Source organism: Agromyces sp. NDB4Y10 (assembly GCF_001620055.1).
GTDB lineage: Bacteria > Actinomycetota > Actinomycetes > Actinomycetales > Microbacteriaceae > Agromyces > Agromyces indicus.
In genome coordinates this window covers 1-15873 of sequence record NZ_LQGY01000010.1, presented here as the reverse complement: position 1 = coordinate 15873, position 15873 = coordinate 1, and the positions used below count along the sequence as shown (strand labels likewise).

Annotated in this window: 19 protein-coding genes; 10 read left to right on the top strand and 9 right to left on the bottom strand. The window is 73.1% G+C overall.

What is annotated here, in order from left to right:
• The 3 genes from AVP42_RS02570 to AVP42_RS02560 form a co-directional block, all read left to right on the top strand.
• On the top strand, positions 1 to 463 hold a 463-nt coding region (locus AVP42_RS02570), incomplete at its 5' end, for a fructose-bisphosphatase class II (RefSeq protein ID WP_157356691.1).
• Between the two features lie 135 nt (positions 464 to 598).
• Complete coding sequence (glpX, locus tag AVP42_RS02565; RefSeq protein ID WP_067945810.1) at positions 599 to 1600, top strand: class II fructose-bisphosphatase; 1002 nt, start codon at positions 599 to 601, stop codon at positions 1598 to 1600.
• Positions 1601 to 1680: 80 nt separating this feature from the next.
• The gene (locus AVP42_RS02560) at positions 1681 to 3081 is read left to right on the top strand and encodes an MFS transporter (RefSeq protein ID WP_231878516.1); all 1401 of its coding nucleotides are present in this window, start codon (positions 1681 to 1683) and stop codon (positions 3079 to 3081) included.
• Here the strand turns inward: AVP42_RS02560 and AVP42_RS02555 are convergent.
• The 3 genes from AVP42_RS02555 to AVP42_RS02545 all read right to left on the bottom strand — a co-directional run bounded on the left by AVP42_RS02555 (position 3073) and on the right by AVP42_RS02545 (position 6156).
• On the bottom strand, positions 3073 to 4566 hold the full coding sequence (locus AVP42_RS02555) for a DNA recombination protein RmuC (RefSeq protein WP_082846937.1): 1494 nt from the start codon (positions 4564 to 4566) through the stop codon (positions 3073 to 3075). The genes AVP42_RS02560 and AVP42_RS02555 overlap by 9 nt on opposite strands.
• Before the next feature lie 90 nt (positions 4567 to 4656).
• Entirely contained in the window at positions 4657 to 5472 is an 816-nt protein-coding gene (locus AVP42_RS02550) for an SDR family oxidoreductase (protein WP_067945808.1), read from the bottom strand.
• A gap of 66 nt (positions 5473 to 5538) precedes the next feature.
• Positions 5539 to 6156 (bottom strand): exonuclease domain-containing protein, encoded by a 618-nt coding sequence (locus AVP42_RS02545; protein ID WP_067945806.1) that lies wholly within the window; start codon positions 6154 to 6156, stop codon positions 5539 to 5541.
• A 132-nt stretch (positions 6157 to 6288) separates the two neighbouring features.
• Between AVP42_RS02545 and AVP42_RS02540 the strand changes: the two genes are divergently transcribed.
• The gene (locus tag AVP42_RS02540) at positions 6289 to 7086 is read left to right on the top strand and encodes a class I SAM-dependent methyltransferase (protein WP_082846936.1); all 798 of its coding nucleotides are present in this window, start codon (positions 6289 to 6291) and stop codon (positions 7084 to 7086) included.
• On the opposite strand, the gene AVP42_RS02535 is transcribed toward AVP42_RS02540, so the two are convergent.
• Complete coding sequence (locus AVP42_RS02535) at positions 7055 to 7609, bottom strand: hypothetical protein (RefSeq protein ID WP_067945804.1); 555 nt, start codon at positions 7607 to 7609, stop codon at positions 7055 to 7057. The genes AVP42_RS02540 and AVP42_RS02535 overlap by 32 nt on opposite strands.
• A gap of 149 nt (positions 7610 to 7758) precedes the next feature.
• Here AVP42_RS02535 and ychF point away from each other — a divergent pair, with 149 nt between their 5' ends.
• Positions 7759 to 8832, top strand: a complete 1074-nt coding sequence (ychF, locus tag AVP42_RS02530) for a redox-regulated ATPase YchF (protein ID WP_067945803.1) — start codon at positions 7759 to 7761, stop codon at positions 8830 to 8832.
• Between the two features lie 12 nt (positions 8833 to 8844).
• On the opposite strand, the gene AVP42_RS02525 is transcribed toward ychF, so the two are convergent.
• Positions 8845 to 9594 carry an alpha/beta fold hydrolase gene (locus AVP42_RS02525; protein ID WP_067945801.1) on the bottom strand — a complete coding sequence of 250 codons (750 nt, stop codon included), beginning with the start codon at positions 9592 to 9594 and terminating at the stop codon, positions 8845 to 8847.
• A 140-nt stretch (positions 9595 to 9734) separates the two neighbouring features.
• On the opposite strand from AVP42_RS02525, the gene AVP42_RS02520 reads away from it, so the two are divergent.
• The 3 genes from AVP42_RS02520 (at position 9735) to AVP42_RS02510 (ending at position 11964) form a co-directional block, all read left to right on the top strand.
• Positions 9735 to 10319, top strand: coding sequence for an RNA polymerase sigma factor (locus tag AVP42_RS02520; protein WP_231878515.1), 585 nt, complete (start codon positions 9735 to 9737; stop codon positions 10317 to 10319).
• A 72-nt stretch (positions 10320 to 10391) separates the two neighbouring features.
• Positions 10392 to 11681: a hypothetical protein gene (locus AVP42_RS02515; protein WP_157356690.1), complete on the top strand. Its 1290-nt coding sequence runs from the start codon at positions 10392 to 10394 to the stop codon at positions 11679 to 11681.
• Between the two features lie 73 nt (positions 11682 to 11754).
• A complete protein-coding gene (locus AVP42_RS02510) occupies positions 11755 to 11964 on the top strand; it encodes a dodecin (RefSeq protein ID WP_067945797.1) in 210 nt (69 codons plus the stop codon).
• Between the two features lie 8 nt (positions 11965 to 11972).
• On the opposite strand, the gene AVP42_RS02505 is transcribed toward AVP42_RS02510, so the two are convergent.
• Together AVP42_RS02505 and AVP42_RS16565 are read right to left on the bottom strand one after the other, a co-directional pair.
• Positions 11973 to 12548, bottom strand: coding sequence for a 1-acyl-sn-glycerol-3-phosphate acyltransferase (locus AVP42_RS02505; protein ID WP_067945814.1), 576 nt, complete (start codon positions 12546 to 12548; stop codon positions 11973 to 11975).
• Positions 12549 to 13040: 492 nt separating this feature from the next.
• Entirely contained in the window at positions 13041 to 13280 is a 240-nt protein-coding gene (locus AVP42_RS16565) for a hypothetical protein (RefSeq protein ID WP_067945795.1), read from the bottom strand.
• On the opposite strand from AVP42_RS16565, the gene AVP42_RS02495 reads away from it, so the two are divergent.
• Entirely contained in the window at positions 13249 to 14619 is a 1371-nt protein-coding gene (locus AVP42_RS02495; protein ID WP_067945793.1) for a cell wall-binding repeat-containing protein, read from the top strand. The genes AVP42_RS16565 and AVP42_RS02495 overlap by 32 nt on opposite strands.
• A gap of 43 nt (positions 14620 to 14662) precedes the next feature.
• On the opposite strand, the gene AVP42_RS02490 is transcribed toward AVP42_RS02495, so the two are convergent.
• Positions 14663 to 14914, bottom strand: coding sequence for a hypothetical protein (locus AVP42_RS02490; RefSeq protein ID WP_231878514.1), 252 nt, complete (start codon positions 14912 to 14914; stop codon positions 14663 to 14665).
• A 31-nt stretch (positions 14915 to 14945) separates the two neighbouring features.
• Here AVP42_RS02490 and AVP42_RS02485 point away from each other — a divergent pair, with 31 nt between their 5' ends.
• Positions 14946 to 15380, top strand: coding sequence for a MarR family winged helix-turn-helix transcriptional regulator (locus tag AVP42_RS02485; protein WP_067945789.1), 435 nt, complete (start codon positions 14946 to 14948; stop codon positions 15378 to 15380).
• 36 nt (positions 15381 to 15416) lie between these two features.
• On the opposite strand, the gene AVP42_RS16560 is transcribed toward AVP42_RS02485, so the two are convergent.
• Positions 15417 to 15873 (bottom strand): hypothetical protein (locus tag AVP42_RS16560; RefSeq protein WP_197466935.1); only part of this gene is annotated, 457 nt, incomplete at its 5' end.

The following is a 15873-nucleotide window of genomic DNA, read 5'->3' as shown; positions in this document are numbered from 1 at the left end:
CGCCCGGGCCCGCGGGGTGACGGCCGCCGACGTGCGCGTGGCCGTGCAGGATCGTCCGCGCAACGCCGCCCTCGCCGACGCGGCGGCCGACGCGGGTGCCGCCGTCGAGCGGTTCGCCCACGGCGACGTCGAGCGCTGCCTCCGTGCCGCCCGGGGCGACGGCGACCTCGACCTGGTCGTCGGCGTGGGCGGTGCGCCCGAGGGGGTGCTCACGGCCGCGGCCGTCCGGGCGCTCGGCGGCTGGATGCAGGCGCGGCTGGCTCCGCAGTCGGAGGCGGAGGCCGCACGCCTCGCCGCCGTCGGCGTCGAGGTCGAGCGGGTCGTCGGCCTCGCGGAACTCTGCGGCCCGGCGACCGCGTTCTTCGCCACGGCGGTGACGCCGTGCGATCTCGGTCCGGGGGTGCGCCTGTCCGCGGGGGAGTCGTGGTCGGTCGGATCGATGGCCTGGGCGACCGAGCGTTAAGAATCCGCGATCTTTCGCGCCGAGCGCGCCGGTTCCACGGCCCGCGGGCTGCCCTCCTCAGTAGGCTCGAACCGACCCTCCGTTCGCGCGACCCGCCGCGGTCGCCGCACCCAGACATTCAGGGAAGGCCCTTCGATGGCGAGCACCGAGACCGAAAGCCTCTACCTCCACCCCGACCGCAACATCGCCCTCGAGCTGGTGCGCGCGACCGAGGCCGCCGCCATCCGCTCCTACCCCTGGATCGGGCGCGGCGACAAGATCGGCGCCGACCGTGCGGCCGTCGATGCGATGCGCGCCTTCCTCAGCACGGTCGACTTCGACGGCGTCGTCGTGATCGGCGAGGGCGAGAAGGACGAGGCGCCGATGCTGTTCAACGGCGAGCACGTGGGCAACGGCCGCGGGCCGGCGTGCGACATCGCGGTCGACCCGATCGACGGCACGACCCTCACCGCCGAGGGCCGGCAGAACGCCCTGTCGGTGATCGCGGTCGCCGATCGCGGCACGATGCTCGACGCGTCATCCGTCTTCTACATGGACAAGATCGTCACGGATGCCGCAGGCATCGGCGTCGTCGACATCCGGAAGCCCATCGGCGAGAACCTCCGGGCGCTCGCGAAGGCCAAGGGCCGAGATGTCAGCGACCTCCGCGTCGCCGTGCTGAACCGTCCGCGCCACCAGCAGCTCATCGCCGACATCCGCGCCACGGGCGCCGGCACCCGCCTGATCAGCGACGGCGACGTCGCGGGCGGCATCAACGCAGCCCGGTACGAGTCGCGCATCGACATGTGCGTCGGCATCGGCGGTAGCCCGGAGGGCATCACCACCGCATGCGCCATCAAGGCGCTCGGCGGGTTCATGCAGGGTCGCCTCGCCCCGAAGGACGACGAGGAGCGCGCGGCCGGCGAGGCGGCGGGCCTGGACTGCGACCGGGTGTACGAGCTCGACGACCTCGTCCGAGGCGACAACACGTTCTTCGTCGCCACGGGCGTGACCGACGGCGAACTGGTCGACGGCGTGCGCAAGAAGGGGCCGATCATCCGCACCGAGTCGATCGTGCTGCGCGGCAAGTCGGGAACCATCCGCCGCGTGCGCGCCGACCACCTCGTCGAGAAGTGGCTCGACGCCGACGACCGCTGACCCGCGCGGCGCCCCGCGCGCCCGCGCTGCCGTGAGCTGAACCGCTCGCGGCACCCGCCGGGCTGGCGCAGACTGGGCGGGTGACCTCCGTGACGCGGATGCCGCGGGCGCTCCGCCCGTTCGGCTCCGGCCAGTACCGCCTGCTCGTCGTGGCCCTCGCCGCGTCGCTGCTGTCGGCGGGTGCCTGGATCGTCGCGGCCGCATGGCAGGTGATCGAACTCGGCGGGACGCCCATCGACCTGTCGATCGTCGCCGTCGGCGCCAGCCTCGGACTCGTCGCTGCGGTGCTCGTGGGCGGCGTGGTCGCCGACCGAGTTCCGCAGCGGCGGATCCTGCTGGTCGTGGAGGTGGTCCGCGCCGCGGTGTTCGCGGCGGCCGGGTGGCTCGCCGCGGCCGGTGCGATCGAGGTCTGGCACCTGGCCGTGCTGTCGTTCGTGCTCGGCGTCGCCGACGGGTTCTTCTACCCGGCGTACTCGGCGTGGCTGCCCGCCCTCCTGCCGGCCGAGCAGCTCCTCGCCGCGAACGGCGTCGAGGGGGTGCTGCGGCCGGTCGCGCAGAACGCGGCCGGGCCGGCGCTCGCGAGCCTGCTCATCGCCGTCCAGGGGCCGTGGCTGTCATTCCTCGTCGTCGCCGGGCTGCAGGTGGTCGCCGTCGGGGCACTCGGCCTCATGCGCACCACCGCGGTGCGCCGGGAGTTCGAGGAGGGGACGCCGACGCATCCCGCGCGGCAGATGTTCGTGGACCTGCGCGACGGATTCGCCTACCTGCTGCGCACCCGGTGGCTGTTCGCCACGCTCGCCTTCTCGATCCTGCTCGTGCTGGTGGTCATCGGCCCGATCGAGGTGCTCATCCCGTTCGCGGTGCGGGACCAGGCGGGCGGGGGCGCGGGGGAGTTCGCGCTCGTGCTCGCGGCGTTCGGCCTCGGCGGTGCCGTCGGCTCGCTCCTGGTCTCGTCGTTCCGGCTGCCGCGACGCTACCTCACGCTCATGATCATCGCGTGGGGCTTCGGCTGCATCCCGCTCGCGGTGATCGGGGTGACGCCGTGGCTGTGGGTGATGGTCGTCGCCACGTTCATCGTGGGGTTCCTGTTCGACGCGGCGCAGGTCGTCTGGGGCACGCTCCTGCAGCGCCGGGTGCCGCCGGCGATGCTGGGCCGCGTGTCCAGCCTCGACTTCTTCGTCTCGCTCGCCCTGATGCCGCTGTCGATGGCGATCGCCGGCCCGGTGGGCGAGTGGCTCGGCCTCGCGCCCGCGTTCCTCATCGCCGGTCTGGTGCCGCCGCTGCTCGCGGTGATCACCCTCGCGGCCGCCCGGCTCGGCGAGGACGAACTGGCGCACCCGCTCGACGACGGCCCGATGGATCCGACGCAGGTGACGGGTGCCGAGGCGGCGGCGGGGTTCGCAGCGCCGGTGGACGAGCGCCACGAACCGCCGCCGGCCACCGGCGGGCGCGACGGCGGCGCCCGCGAGGGGTCAGGATGAGGCGGAGCGGATGTGGGGATCGAGGTCGGCGCCGTCGAAGTCGGTGCCGACGATGAGTTCCACGGGTTCGTCGCTCACCGGAACGGCGCCGATCGGCTCGCTCCCGGGCGTGGCGTCGGCGGGCGTCGGATCCGCCGCCGGGAGCCCGGCCACGGCATCGCCGTCGGTCAGTTCCGGGGCGGAGAGCCGGCGCGGCGACTCGTGGATCGGCGTGGGCTCGGCGACGAGCGAGAGCTTGGTCTCGTTGATGCCGGGGAACTGGCGCGCCGTGACGAGCACGCGGGACTCGAGCGAGCTGGCGAACTTGTTGTAGCTGTCGACGGTGCGCTCGATGGCCTTGCGCAGCGAGTCGGCGTGACCGGCGAGCACGCCGATGCGCTGGTAGAGGGTGTTGCCGAGGTCGAACAGCTTCTTGGCTTCGTCGGACACGGCCTGCTGCTGCCACGCGTAGTCGATGGTCTTGAGCACGGCGAAGAGGTTCACGGGGGACGCGAGGGCGACGCGACGCTCGAACGCGTAGTTCAGCAGGCCGGCGTCGGCCTCGAGTGCCGCGGAGAGCAGCGACTCGTTCGGGATGAACGCGATCACGAACTCGGGACTGGCCGCGAGCCCCTCCCAGTAGGACTTCTTGCCCAGGGCGTCGATGTGGGAGCGCATGGCCTTCACGTGCCGGTCGATGAGCGACTTGCGGCGCGCACCCTCCTCGCCGGTCGCGGTCTCGGGGATGCTCGACGCCTCGAGGTAGTGCTCGAGCGGCACCTTCGAGTCGAGCGGGATGTACTTGCCGCCCGGCAGGTTCACGACCATGTCGGGGCGACCGCGGCCCTGGTCGGTCGTGACCTGGGTCTGCAGCTCGAAGTCGACGTGCTGGGTGAGCCCCGCGGCCTCCACCACTCGGCGCAGCTGCGTCTCGCCCCACACCCCGCGCGTGCTGTTGTTACGCAGCGCGCTCGCCAGCGACTCGGTCGTGGCACGGAGCTCGGCGTCGGAGAGCTGCGCCCGCTTGAGCTGCTCGGCGATCGAGCCGTACTGCTCGCTGCGCTGCTGCTCGAGCTCGGACACCTTGCGCTGCATCGTCGCGAGGGTCTCGCGCACGGGGCTCAGCGCCTGCAGCACGGCGCTCTCGCGGCGTTCGCGCTCGCTGCGCTCGGCCTGGTCGAGCCGCTGCTGCTCGAGGGCCTCGCGGTGCTGGCGCACCTGGTGCTCGAGCTGCTCGCGCAGCCCGGCGGCGGCGGCCTCGGCCGCCGCCAGCTCGGCGCGGAGCATCGCCTGCTGCTCGTGCTGCTCGGCGAGCAGCGCCGCGCGCTCGGCCTCGGCCGAGGCCCGCAACTCGAGCAGGGCGCGCTCGTGGCGCGCCTCGACGAGCGCCGGGTCCTCGACCGGTTCGACCGCGTCGCCCGGGCGACGGGACGCCACGACGTGCATGACCAGCGCGCCGAGCGCGCCGCCGACGAGGAGGCCGATGAGCAGCAGGAGGAAGTCCATGCCGTCAGTGTGGCAGCGGCCCCCGACATCCGTTCGTCGCGGCGTCGCGCGCCGCCGGAACCTGCCCGGCACGGCGCGCGCCCGCAGGGCTCAGACGCGGCGCCAGTCGTCGCTCGTGAGGTGCGAGCCGGCCTGCGGGCCCATCTGCAGCATGCCGCCGTCGACGGCCCACGATGCGCCCGTGACGTACGACGCCCCCGGCGAGGCGAGGAACGCGATCACGGCGGCGATCTCGCGCGCGTCGCCGGGGCGACCGAGCGGCACGCCCGGGCGGTCCACGGTCGTCGGGTCCACGTCCTCCTGGTCGGTCATCGGCGTCGCGATCTCGCCCGGCGCCACGCAGTTCGCCGTGATGCCGTGCTCCCCGAGTTCGAGCGCGATGGTCTTCACCAGCCCGCCCAGGCCGTGCTTGGCCGCGTCGTACGCCGCGGAGCCCACGCGCGGCTGGTGCTCGTGCACGCTCGTCACCGCGATGAGGCGCCCGCCACGACCGGCGGAGACCATCCGGCGCGCGGCGCGCTGCAGGCAGACGAACGCCCCGTCCAGATCGGTCGCCACGACCTCGCGCCACTCGTCCCAAGACTGGTCGACGAACGGCGTCGCCGAGCCCGTGCCGGCGTTGTTCACGAAGACGTCGATGCCGCCGAGCCGCTCGCACAGGTCGTCGACCGCGTCGCCGCAGGCCGGCGCATCCGACGCGTCGAGCCGCACGACCTCCGCACGCCGGCCGAGCTCGCGCACCTCGCGCGCGGTCTCCTCGGCCCCATCGGCATCGGTGTGGTAGGTGATGCCCACGTCCATGCCGTCCCGGGCCAGCGCCACGGCGGTCGCGCGACCGATGCCGGAATCGGCTCCGGTCACGATCGCGATGCGGGGCGTGAACTCGTCGGTGTGCTGCTCGGCCATGTCGGCTCCCTTCGTCGAGCGCCCAGCCAAGCCGACGGAGGCGTCGTCGCGGGAGGGGGTTGACGCCTACTGCAGCGCCATCGGCCCGTGCAGCGACGCGCGCTGCGCCGTCGCGGCGGCGCCGATCGTCCCGACCTTGACGCGGGTGACGTGGGCCAGGCGCTCGAGGTCGTCGGCGTCGTGCCGCTTCGCCGCGTGCACCACGATGGCCGCGCAGGCCTCCGCGTCGGCCAGGGCGTCATGGTGCGAGAAGTCCTCGAACCCCGCCGCCATCGCCGCGACCGGCAGGCGGTAGGAGTCGAGGTGGTAGGTGCGCCGCGCGACCTGCAGGCTGCAGAGGTACCGGAAGTCGGGCACTGCCAGCCCGTGCGCCTCGGAGGTCTTCGCGATCACGCCCATGTCGAACCCCGCGTTGTGCGCGACGAGCCAGTCGTCGCCGGCGAACTCGCGCAGCCACGGCAGGTGCGACGCCCAGCCGGCGGCATCCGCCACCATCTCCGCGGTGATCCCGTGGATCCGCACGTTCCAGGGCGAGAAGTCGCCGTGCGGGAACGGCGGGCGGATGTAGCGGTGCTCGCGCTCGACCACCACGCCGTCGACGACCTTCACCACCCCGACCGAGCACGCCGACGCGGCGGAGGAGTTGGCGGTCTCGAAGTCGATCGCGGTGAAGCTCACTGGCACGCGCCGATCGTCGCACGTCCGGGCGACACCGCCGGGCGCGTCGCGCCGCGCGTCGGTGATCGGCGCACGCGGTGGTTGACGGATGCCGCGGCGCGGGCGTGGAATGTCCGGGACGGGGATCGGGGGCCGGCCATGGGCGAAGCGGACGAGCAGGGGCATGCCGGCGGACGGGCCGCGCCCGTGATCGACCCCGGCGACCCGGCGACGCGGGCGGTGGCGCGGTCGTTCGGGACCGTGGCATCCGTGTACGGGGCGGCTCGGCCCGGCTACCCGGTGGAGGCCGTCGCCTGGCTCGTCGAGGACGCGCGACGCGTGCTCGACCTCGGCGCCGGGACCGGGAAGCTGACCGAGGCGCTCGTGCAGCTCGACCTCGACGTCGTCGCGGTGGACCCCGTCGAGGAGATGCTCGACGAACTCGAGGTCCGGGTGCCCGGCGTGCCGCGCATCCTCGGCACCGCCGAGGACATCCCCGTCGAGGACGCGTCGGTCGACGCGGTCGTCGCCGGTCAGGCGTGGCACTGGTTCCAACCCGAGCGTGCCGTGCCCGAGATCGCGCGGGTGCTCCGGCCGGGCGGCACGCTCGGACTCGTCTGGAACAGCCGCGACACCTCGGCGGACTGGTTGCGCGAGGCCGGCGCCATCATGCACGAGCGGCACGACGCGTCGGCCACGTTCGAGTCGTACGTGCGCGTCGGCCGCCGCTTCGGACCCATCGAGGAGCACCGGGTCGAGTGGGTCGAGCGGATGACGCGGGCGAGGTTCCTCGACCTCGTGCGCTCGCGCAGCCACTGGATCACCGCGCCGCCGGACGAGCAGCGCGCGGTCGTCGCCGCGATCGAGACCCTGCTCGACACGCACCCGGACGTCGCCGGTGCGGACGAGTTGGCCGTGCCCTACGTCACGCGGTGCTTCCGGACCCGGCGGCCGTGACCTCGCCGGCCGGAGGCACCGGCTCGGCGGGCTGCTCGGGATCGTCCTGCGCCGGTGCGGCGGATTCCGCGAGGACCGGACGGGCGGGGACCACCGCGGACACGCGAGCCACGCCCGTCTGGTCGTGATCGCCGGAGCCGACCACCTCGACCGTCAACTGCAGCGTCGCGAGCGGGTCGCCGTCGTCGCTGCGGATCACGACCGGCACGGCTCCCGGGCCCGGCTCGACGCCGACGAGGCGGAACGTCGCGGCGGCGCGCCCGCCGGGGGAGAGCCGCAGCGAGCGCGTGCGGCGGACGCCGAGCGCGAGCTTCAGGCCGTGCGGCTCCACGCTGACCGACAGGTGACGGGTGGCCGGCTCGACCGCGCGGCCGCCGGTCGCCGTGCCATCCGCGGCTCGGCCCGAGGCGTGCGGGGCGGCGGTCAGCACGACCCGCACCGTGGTGGCCGAGCCCACGGCGACGATCGGCTTCACCTGCGCCTCCGCGTGCGCCTCGACGGCGGCACGTCCTTCCTGCAGCATCCGTACCCCTCCCGGTGTGCGCTCCCGCGCAGTCGAGCGGGGAGTCGTTCCCCGCTCCGGCGACGCTACGTCCCGCCATCCGCCGCCGCATCAGGGACCGCACCGAGACGCGCGGGGGACGCGGGACCCGCGGGGTACGATTGACCCCCGTGGCTCTCACCATCGGAATCGTCGGTCTCCCGAACGTCGGCAAGTCGACGCTCTTCAACGCCCTCACCAAGAACCAGGTGCTCGCCGCGAACTACCCGTTCGCGACGATCGAGCCGAACGTCGGCGTGGTGAACCTGCCCGACCCGCGACTCGAGCAGCTCGCCGAGATCTTCGGATCCGAGCGCATCCTCCCCGCGGCCGTGTCGTTCGTCGACATCGCCGGCATCGTCAAGGGCGCGAGCGAGGGCGAGGGGCTCGGCAACAAGTTCCTCGCCAACATCCGCGAGGCCGACGCGATCGCGCAGGTCGTGCGCGGATTCGAGGACTCCGACGTCGTGCACGTCGACGGCGCCGTCGACCCCAGGAACGACATGGAGACCATCAACACCGAGCTGATCCTCGCCGACCTCGAGACGCTCGAGCGCGCCATCACGCGCTACGAGAAGGAGGTCAAGGGCAAGAAGCTCGACCCGTCGGTGCTCGCCGCGGCGAAGGAGGCGCAGGAGGTGCTGCAGCAGGGGACGCCCCTGTCCGCGGCATCCGTCGACCTCGCGCCCATCGCCGAACTCGGCCTGCTCACGGCGAAGCCCTTCATCTACGTCTTCAACGTCGACGAGGCGGTGCTGACGGATGCCGCCCGCAAGGCGGAACTCGCCGCGCTCGTGGCGCCCGCCGAGGCGGTCTTCCTCGACGCGAAGATCGAGTCCGAGCTCATCGACCTCGACCCGGCGGACGCCGCGGAGCTGCTCGCGTCGACCGGCCAGGAGGAGTCGGGCCTCGACCAGCTCGCGCGCGTCGGCTTCGACACGCTCGGACTGCAGACCTACCTCACCGCCGGCCCCAAGGAGTCGCGCGCCTGGACCATCCGCAAGGGCTGGAAGGCCCCGCAGGCGGCCGGGGTCATCCACACCGACTTCGAGAAGGGCTTCATCAAGGCGGAGGTCATCTCGTTCGACGACCTCGTCGACGCCGGCTCGGTGGCCGAGGCCCGCGCGCGCGGCAAGGCCCGCATGGAGGGCAAGGACTACGTCATGCAGGACGGCGACGTGGTGGAGTTCCGCTTCAACGTCTGACGCGGCATCCGCTCAGCGCGGAGCCGTCGATCGCCAGAGGGCGAGCAGCAGGGCGTTGAAGTCGGCGGCGGCGAGCTGGATCTCGTGTCCGGCGCCGGTCACCGTTCGGAGGTCGGCGCCGAGGTCGCGGGCGAGCCCGTCGCACATGGCCGTGAACGCCTCGTGATGGTCGCCGGAGACGACCACCGTGGGGAACGCCGCGTCGCGCACCTCGTCGACGGGGATCGCGCCCGACCACGGCTGACGCGCGCGGCGTAGCGCCGGGACCAGTGCGGTCAGGTCGCGCATGACGTCGGCCGGGATCTCGTCGACCGGCGATCCGACCAGTTCGAGGAACCCGTCGAGGAACTCGCGGTCGTCTCCCGCCGATTCGAGCGCCTGCTCGATGTCGCGTCGCAGCCGTCGCACCGCCGGGTGCGTGGAGGCCGCGTCGAATGCCGGGGGTTCGGCGAGCACCAGGGTGCGCACCGCGTGCGGTCGTCGCGCCGCGGCGACCATCGCCACGAGGCCGCCGTACGAGTGGCCGACGAGGTGGGCGCCGTCGCCGAGCAGCGCGGCCACGTCGTCGCCGTCGGTGAGGAAGTCCTCGCCGACGGCGCCGGGCTCGCCGGCGTACGCCCGTCGCGTCGGGATCACGAGTTCGTAGCCGTGATCGGCGAGGGGTCGCTGCGCCGCCCACTCGGCCGGACCGGTCGCGAGCGATCCGTGGACGAGCACGACGCGCTCGCCGGAGCCCCACACCTCCACCGGGACCGCCGACATGCGGAGAGGGTACTCGGGCGTCCTGCCGCGGCTCAAGGCGTGGTCCGCTGGAGCGACGGGTTCCCCGATCGCGACCGATCCGTGATCTTCGGGGCGTGCGCGCCGTGCAAGACTCGGCGCAGTCGCGACACAGGCAGGGTGTGAGGATCGCCAGCACCGACGCCGCAGACGCCGATTCGACCCTGGGGGAGCCGATGCCCGACCGCGCCGAGCCGCAGCCGGTCGAGGACGGCACCGATGCGCTCGCGTGGTTCACGGGCGTGGTGCGCGAGCACTCGACGGCGCTGGTGAAGTACTTCGCTCGCCGCGGATCCCGCCAGGACGCGGAGGATCTCGCCGCCGAGGTGTTCGCGACCGCGTGGCGCCGGCGCGACGACGTGCCCCGCGAAGCCGTGCTGCCCTGGCTGTACCGCACGGCGGGCTTCACGCTCGCGAACCACCGCCGCAAGCTCGTCGACCTCCCCGTCGACGAGGTGCCCGACGCCGGTGACGCACGCGTGCGCACCGATCCCGAGCTCAGCGCCCTGTTCGACGACGAACTGCGCGGCGCGCTCATGAGCGTGGGCGAACGCGACCGGCGCATCCTCCTGCTGCACGCGTGGGAGGGCCTCGACGGCGAGGAGCTCGCGCAGGTGCTCGGCATCTCGCGGTCGGGCGCCGATGCCGCGCTCTCGCGGGCCCGCAAGCGCCTGCGCGAGGCGTGGGGCGAGCGGATGTCGTTCTAGCGACTCCTGCAAGGTTCGGCTCACGCGGCACACAGGCATGGGTGAGAGCGGATGCCACGGAAGGTGATCGACATGAACGACGACCAGCGCGACCCGATGGAACGGCTGCGCGCCGCGGACCCGGCTGCGGGCGTCGAAGCCCGTTACGGGTTCGCCGACGAGGTCGTGGCGCGGGCCGCGGCCGAGACGGGCGGATCGGCCCCCGTCGCCGACCTCACCGCGGAGCGGGCGCGCCGGCGACCGGCGTGGATGCCGGTGGCTGCGGCGGCCGCCGCGCTCGTCGTCGTCGGCGCGGTCGGGTACGGCATCGGCTCCGCCACTGCGGGTCCGGCCGATCTCGCCGGGGGAGCCGCGCCGCCGATCTCCCTGCAGGGCCCGCCCGACGGTGCGGCGACCGAGGGTGGCGCCATGCCCGAGATCGCGACCGGCGACCGGATGATGCCGGAGCCCGGCGCCCAGGGGATGAGCTGGCCGTCATGGGGCGGCGGGCGCAACTCGTTCAGCGCGTCGGGACTCTCGACCTCGAGCGGAACGGCAGCGGCTTACGGGTACGACGCCCGCGCGGCATCCGATGCCGACACCGTCGCCGCACTGGCGGGGGCCCTCGGTGTCGAGGGCGCGCCGGAACTCGCGGACGGATCCTGGTCGGTCGGGCCGAAGGACGGCACCGGTCCCGCGCTCGGGGTGTCGCTCGACGGCACGCTCGGATTCTGGTACTCCGATCCGGCGAACAGCCCGTGGCAGTGCGGCGACGGCGCGGAGACCTGCGAGCCGACCGGGGAGATCCCGAGCGAGCAGGCGGCGATCGACGCGCTGCGCTCCCTGATCGAGTCCACCGGGCGCGACGCCGGCGCGTTCGAGTTCGCCTCGGAGACGTGGGAGGGTGCCGTGACGCGCACGGCGCAGGCCTGGCCCGTCGTGGACGGCCAGCGGATAGACCAGGCCTGGGGCGTCGAACTGTCGGACCGCGGCATCGTCAGCGCGTCCGGCATGCTCGCGGACCTCGTCGAACTCGGCGACTACCCCGTGGTGAGTGAGCAGGAGGCGTTCGAGCGGCTGTCCGACCCTCGGTTCGCGTCGACGATGATCGCGCTGCCCGCCGAGGCGCGCGACCTGCCCGTGACCGACATGCCGGAGTGGGTGCCGCCGACCGAGCCGCCCGCGGCACCGGAGCCCGGCGTCCCCGTGTCGTGGCCCGTGAACGACGTGGAGATCGTCGAGGCGCGGCTCGGGCTCGCGAGCCAGTGGCAGCCCGACGGCAGCGTCCTGGTGGTGCCGGCGTACGAGTTCACCGACGCCGGCGGCGGCACGTGGTCGGTCATCGCGGTCGCGGAGTCGAGTCTCGACTTCTCCGTCGAGTGATCCTGTCGCTCGGCCGCGTGCCCGACTAGGGTCGAGGAATCCCGCGCCGACGCGGGGAAGTCAGGAGCCGGCCATGCACGACCACGTCTACCGCGTCACCGAGATCGTCGGAAGCTCCTCCGAGAGCCAGGACGCCGCCATCCGGAACGCCATCGCACGGGCGACCTCGACGCTCAGGAACGTCGACTGGTTCGAGGTGATCTCCACTCGCGGTCACGTCGAGGGCGGGAACATCGCGCACTTCCAGGTGACGCTGAAGGTCGGCTTCCGGCTCGACGACTGACCCTCGCGCTACGCCGTGCGGCGCTCGTCGCGCAGGCGCGGCTCGGTGCGCAGGTGCGGCCGCAGGCCGGCCTTGTCGGCGTAGAACGCCCGGATCCGGTCCATGTCGGCCGGGACGTCGCCGGTCAGGTCGAACGTCGGTCCGAGGCCCGTGGTCATCGTGGTGCGGTCGACGAAGCCGAGGGTCACCGGAAGCCCGGTCTCCCGCGCGATGCGGTAGAAGCCCGACTTCCAGTACTCGTTCGCCCCGCGCGTGCCGTCCGGCGTGACGACGAGGCCGAACACCTCGCCGTCGCGGATCCGCTCGACGACCTCGCCGACGACGCGGCTGGGGTCGTCGCGATCGACCGGGATGCCGCCGATCCGGCGCATGATCGACCCGCGCCATCCGCGGAACAGGCTCTTCTTGCCGAGCCAGCGGATGTCGATGCCGTACCGCCACGCGATGGCGAGCATGAGCACGAAATCCCAGTTCGACGTGTGCGGGGCGCCGATCAGCACCGACGGCCGGTCGGGAGCCGGCTCACCCGCGAGCGTCCACCTGCTGCAGGCCCAGTAGACGCGGGAGATGAATCGTCGGAGCATCCGGCCACCGTACGCGACCTCGCATGCCGGGAACGGAATGTCCGAGCCGTGCGGCGCCGTGCAGGGGATGCGCGCGTCGTGCACGTCGGCCGGCGCGACCGTCGGTCCTCACAAGATGGGACAAGACGAGGGGGAGGCCGGCGCGCTAGCGTGAGCCGAGACCACGCGCCCGGACCCTGCGCGGCGGGACGGGCGACCACTCGGGAGCCGTTCCGCGACACGCCGTCCGCCTTCACGCGACGGCGGATGCCCGCTTCGTAATCTGATCGATTCAAGACGAACGTTCTACGTGAACTTCACACTTTCGCCATCGCCCCCTACACTGCGATGACGAGCGTCGCGCGATTCCCCTCGCGCACGCTCGCTCCGGGGGGAGGCGAAGATGGCTGGTTGGATCCGCGTTCGGGCGGTGACGGGGGTCGCCGCGGCGATCGCGCTCGTGTTCGGCACGGCCGTGCCGGCACAGGCGGAGGAGCCCGTCGCAGGGTCGGATCAGCAGGTGGTCGCGTCGGCTCCGCCGACGACCCAGCCGGCGCCCACGCCGGTTCCCACGACGCCGGCGCCGACGGTCTCCGGCCCGGCATCCGGCGCACCCGCGGAGACGACGTCGCCGAAGAAGCCGGCCGACTCGAGCGCGAAGACCACTGAGCAGACGACCCAGTCGTCCGCCGGCAGCACGACCGAGCAGACCACCACCATGATGTCTGCGACGACGACGGCCGAGCCGGTCATCGAGGCCTTCGGCACGGGCGTGCACCGGCTCGCCGGCGCCGACCGGTACGAGACGGCCGTGGCCATCTCGAAGCGGTTCGCCGCGGGCGTCCCCGTCCTGTACGTGGCCACCGGCCTCAACTTCCCGGACGGACTGACCGCCGCCGCCGCAGCGGCGAAGGCGGGCGGGCCGCTGCTCCTGACCCGCGGCGACGCCATCCCCGAGGTCGTGCGGGCCGAGATCGTCCGCCTGGCACCCAAGCGCATCGTGGTCGCCGGCAGCGATGCCGTCATCACCCCGGCGGTCTACGACCAGCTCGCCGGCCTGACAACGCAGATCAGCCGGTCCGGCGGGAACGATCGATACCAGACCGGCGAACTCGTCGTCGGCAGCGCCTTCACGAGCGCGACGGAGGCCTTCATCGCCACCGGCGCGGACTTCCCCGATGCGCTCGCGGCATCCGCTGCGGCCGGCGCGATCGGCGCACCGGTGTTCCTCGTCGAAGGTCTCGCGCAGTCCGCCCGATCCAGCACGATCACCGCGATGAAGTCGCTCGGCGTGCGCACGGTCCGCATCGCCGGCAGTGCGGGCGCGGTCAGCGAGGGCATCGCCAAGCAGCTCTCCTCCGAGGGCTTCACGGTGCTCCGCCATGAGGGCGCGGACCGGTACCTCACCGCCACGGCGATCAACCAGGCCGTCTTCCGCAGCACGTCGTCGGCGGTCGGGAGCGCCTTCCTCGCGACGGGCATCGAATTCGCCGACGCGCTCTCGGGCGCCGCGCTCGCCGGCGCGCTCGGGTCGCCGCTGTACCTGACCCGGGCGACGTGCATCCCGTACCCGGCGTGGAACGCGCTCCGCGAGATGGCGCCGCCGGCCCGGGTGATCCTCGGCAGCACGGGCGTCGTCGGCGACGCCGTGGCGCAGAACACGGCGTGCGCGACCGACTGGGCGAAGCCCGCGAACGGGCGGATCACCAGCACGTTCGGACCTCGCGAGCCCATCTGCACGTCGGGCGGCTGCACGTCGTCGTTCCACGCGGGCGTCGACATCGCGACCGGCTGCAACGCGCCGATCTACGCCGCCACGTCCGGCAAGGTGAGCACGGCCGGCTGGGTCGGCACCTACGGCAACTTCATCAAGATCGCGCATGCCTCGAGCATCGATACGGGCTACGCGCACCTGGTCGACGGGGGCATACGCGTGAAGGTGGGCCAGACCGTCTCGGTCGGCCAGTTGATCGGGTACTCGGGAACCACGGGCGCGTCGACCGGATGCCACCTGCACTTCGAGGTGTACCAGAACGGCACCCGCATCGACCCCGTGCCGTTCCTCTCCGCACGCGGCGTGACGCTCGGGTGATCCTCGGCGCGGCGCCTCGATCGAGTCCGAGGCGCCGCGCCGATCACGCAGCTCGGCCGTCTCCGGTCGGGCAGTGCAGGCGGGTCGGCGTCGTGGCGTCGCCGCGTTCGATGCGGTGCTCGGCCATGGACGCGCCGCACACCGGGCAGGTGGGATCGGCCGGAGGGCGGTACGGCTCCTCCGGTCGGCCGATGCCGACCTCGGCGGGCCCCGCGAACGGGTACAGCACGCGGCTCACGCGCGCCCAGAAGCCCGGGACGTCGCGCCACGGGTTGGGCAGCTTCTGTTCGTGCACGAACAGTTAGTGTACTCGCTATTATGGGATCATGACCGATCCGCTCGAACTCGACCGCCAGCTCTGCTTCGCGCTCGCGGCCACGAGCCGCGAGGTGGTGCGACTCTATCGGCCCTCGCTCGAACCGCTCGGCATCACCCACCCGCAGTACCTCGTGCTGCTCGCGCTGTGGGAACGGAGCCCGCAGCGCCTGCGCGAGGTCGCCGAACGGCTCCACCTCGAACCCGCGACGGTGAGCCCCCTGATCGGCCGGCTCGAAGCGGCCGGCCTCGTGACCCGGTCGCGCAGCGCCGCCGACGAGCGCGCCGTCGACATCGCGCTGACCGACGAGGGCACGGCGTTGCGCGAACAGGCGCTCCGAGTCCCCGGCGAGGTCGTCGAGCGCCTCGGCTACTCGGTCGAGCGCCTCGAGCGGCTCCGCGACGAGCTCACCTCGCTGCTCGACGCCGCCCACGCCGTGAACTGACCGCGCGACCCGATCCGGCGTGCGATCCGGACTGCGTCAGCTCGCCGCCGCGATGCAGCGCACGTCCTGGATCCACCCGAAGTCGTAGGCGTCGTTGCCGAACACCACGGGCAGCGCCTCGCCCGCGACCACGCCGGTCTCGGTGAGGGTCCGCGTCTCGTCGGCGGGGGCCCAGGCGTCCTCGTCGTTGGTGAAGCCGAGCTCGATCTCGAGGGTCGCGCAGTCCGCCTCGACGAACAGCGCCCCCTCCCAGCACCCCTCGAGATGCTCGAGCCCGCACCGGCCGTCGTAGCGGCCGTCGGCGTACATCTCGAGCGCTGCGGGGAAGGTGAAGTAGGTCTCGTCCGCCTCGAAGCGCTCCAGGTCGGCGGGCTCGTCGGCGGCCGCCGCGTCGTCGCCGGCGCCGGTGCTGCCGGCGTCGCCGTCCGCGCGCGGGGCGGCGTCCTCCTCGGCGGCGACGCGGGCCTGCTCGAACGCGGTCGTCGCGAGCTGC

What these genes read in the sequence shown, in the direction of transcription:
- AVP42_RS02540 (WP_082846936.1), top strand. Translation starts at nt 6,289, where the DNA reads ATGGGCGAAGCGGACGAGCAGGGGCATGCCGGCGGACGGGCCGCGCCC.
- AVP42_RS02550 (WP_067945808.1), bottom strand. Translation starts at nt 5,472, where the DNA reads ATGGCCGAGCAGCACACCGACGAGTTCACGCCCCGCATCGCGATCGTG.
- AVP42_RS02535 (WP_067945804.1), bottom strand. Translation starts at nt 7,609, where the DNA reads ATGCTGCAGGAAGGACGTGCCGCCGTCGAGGCGCACGCGGAGGCGCAG.
- AVP42_RS02525 (WP_067945801.1), bottom strand. Translation starts at nt 9,594, where the DNA reads ATGTCGGCGGTCCCGGTGGAGGTGTGGGGCTCCGGCGAGCGCGTCGTG.
- AVP42_RS02555 (WP_082846937.1), bottom strand. Translation starts at nt 4,566, where the DNA reads ATGGACTTCCTCCTGCTGCTCATCGGCCTCCTCGTCGGCGGCGCGCTC.
- glpX (WP_067945810.1), top strand. Translation starts at nt 599, where the DNA reads ATGGCGAGCACCGAGACCGAAAGCCTCTACCTCCACCCCGACCGCAAC.
- AVP42_RS16565 (WP_067945795.1), bottom strand. Translation starts at nt 13,280, where the DNA reads ATGACCGGCTCGGCCGTCGTCGTCGCAGACATCATGGTGGTGGTCTGC.
- AVP42_RS02515 (WP_157356690.1), top strand. Translation starts at nt 10,392, where the DNA reads ATGAACGACGACCAGCGCGACCCGATGGAACGGCTGCGCGCCGCGGAC.
- AVP42_RS02495 (WP_067945793.1), top strand. Translation starts at nt 13,249, where the DNA reads ATGTCTGCGACGACGACGGCCGAGCCGGTCATCGAGGCCTTCGGCACG.
- AVP42_RS02510 (WP_067945797.1), top strand. Translation starts at nt 11,755, where the DNA reads ATGCACGACCACGTCTACCGCGTCACCGAGATCGTCGGAAGCTCCTCC.
- AVP42_RS02505 (WP_067945814.1), bottom strand. Translation starts at nt 12,548, where the DNA reads ATGCTCCGACGATTCATCTCCCGCGTCTACTGGGCCTGCAGCAGGTGG.
- AVP42_RS02485 (WP_067945789.1), top strand. Translation starts at nt 14,946, where the DNA reads ATGACCGATCCGCTCGAACTCGACCGCCAGCTCTGCTTCGCGCTCGCG.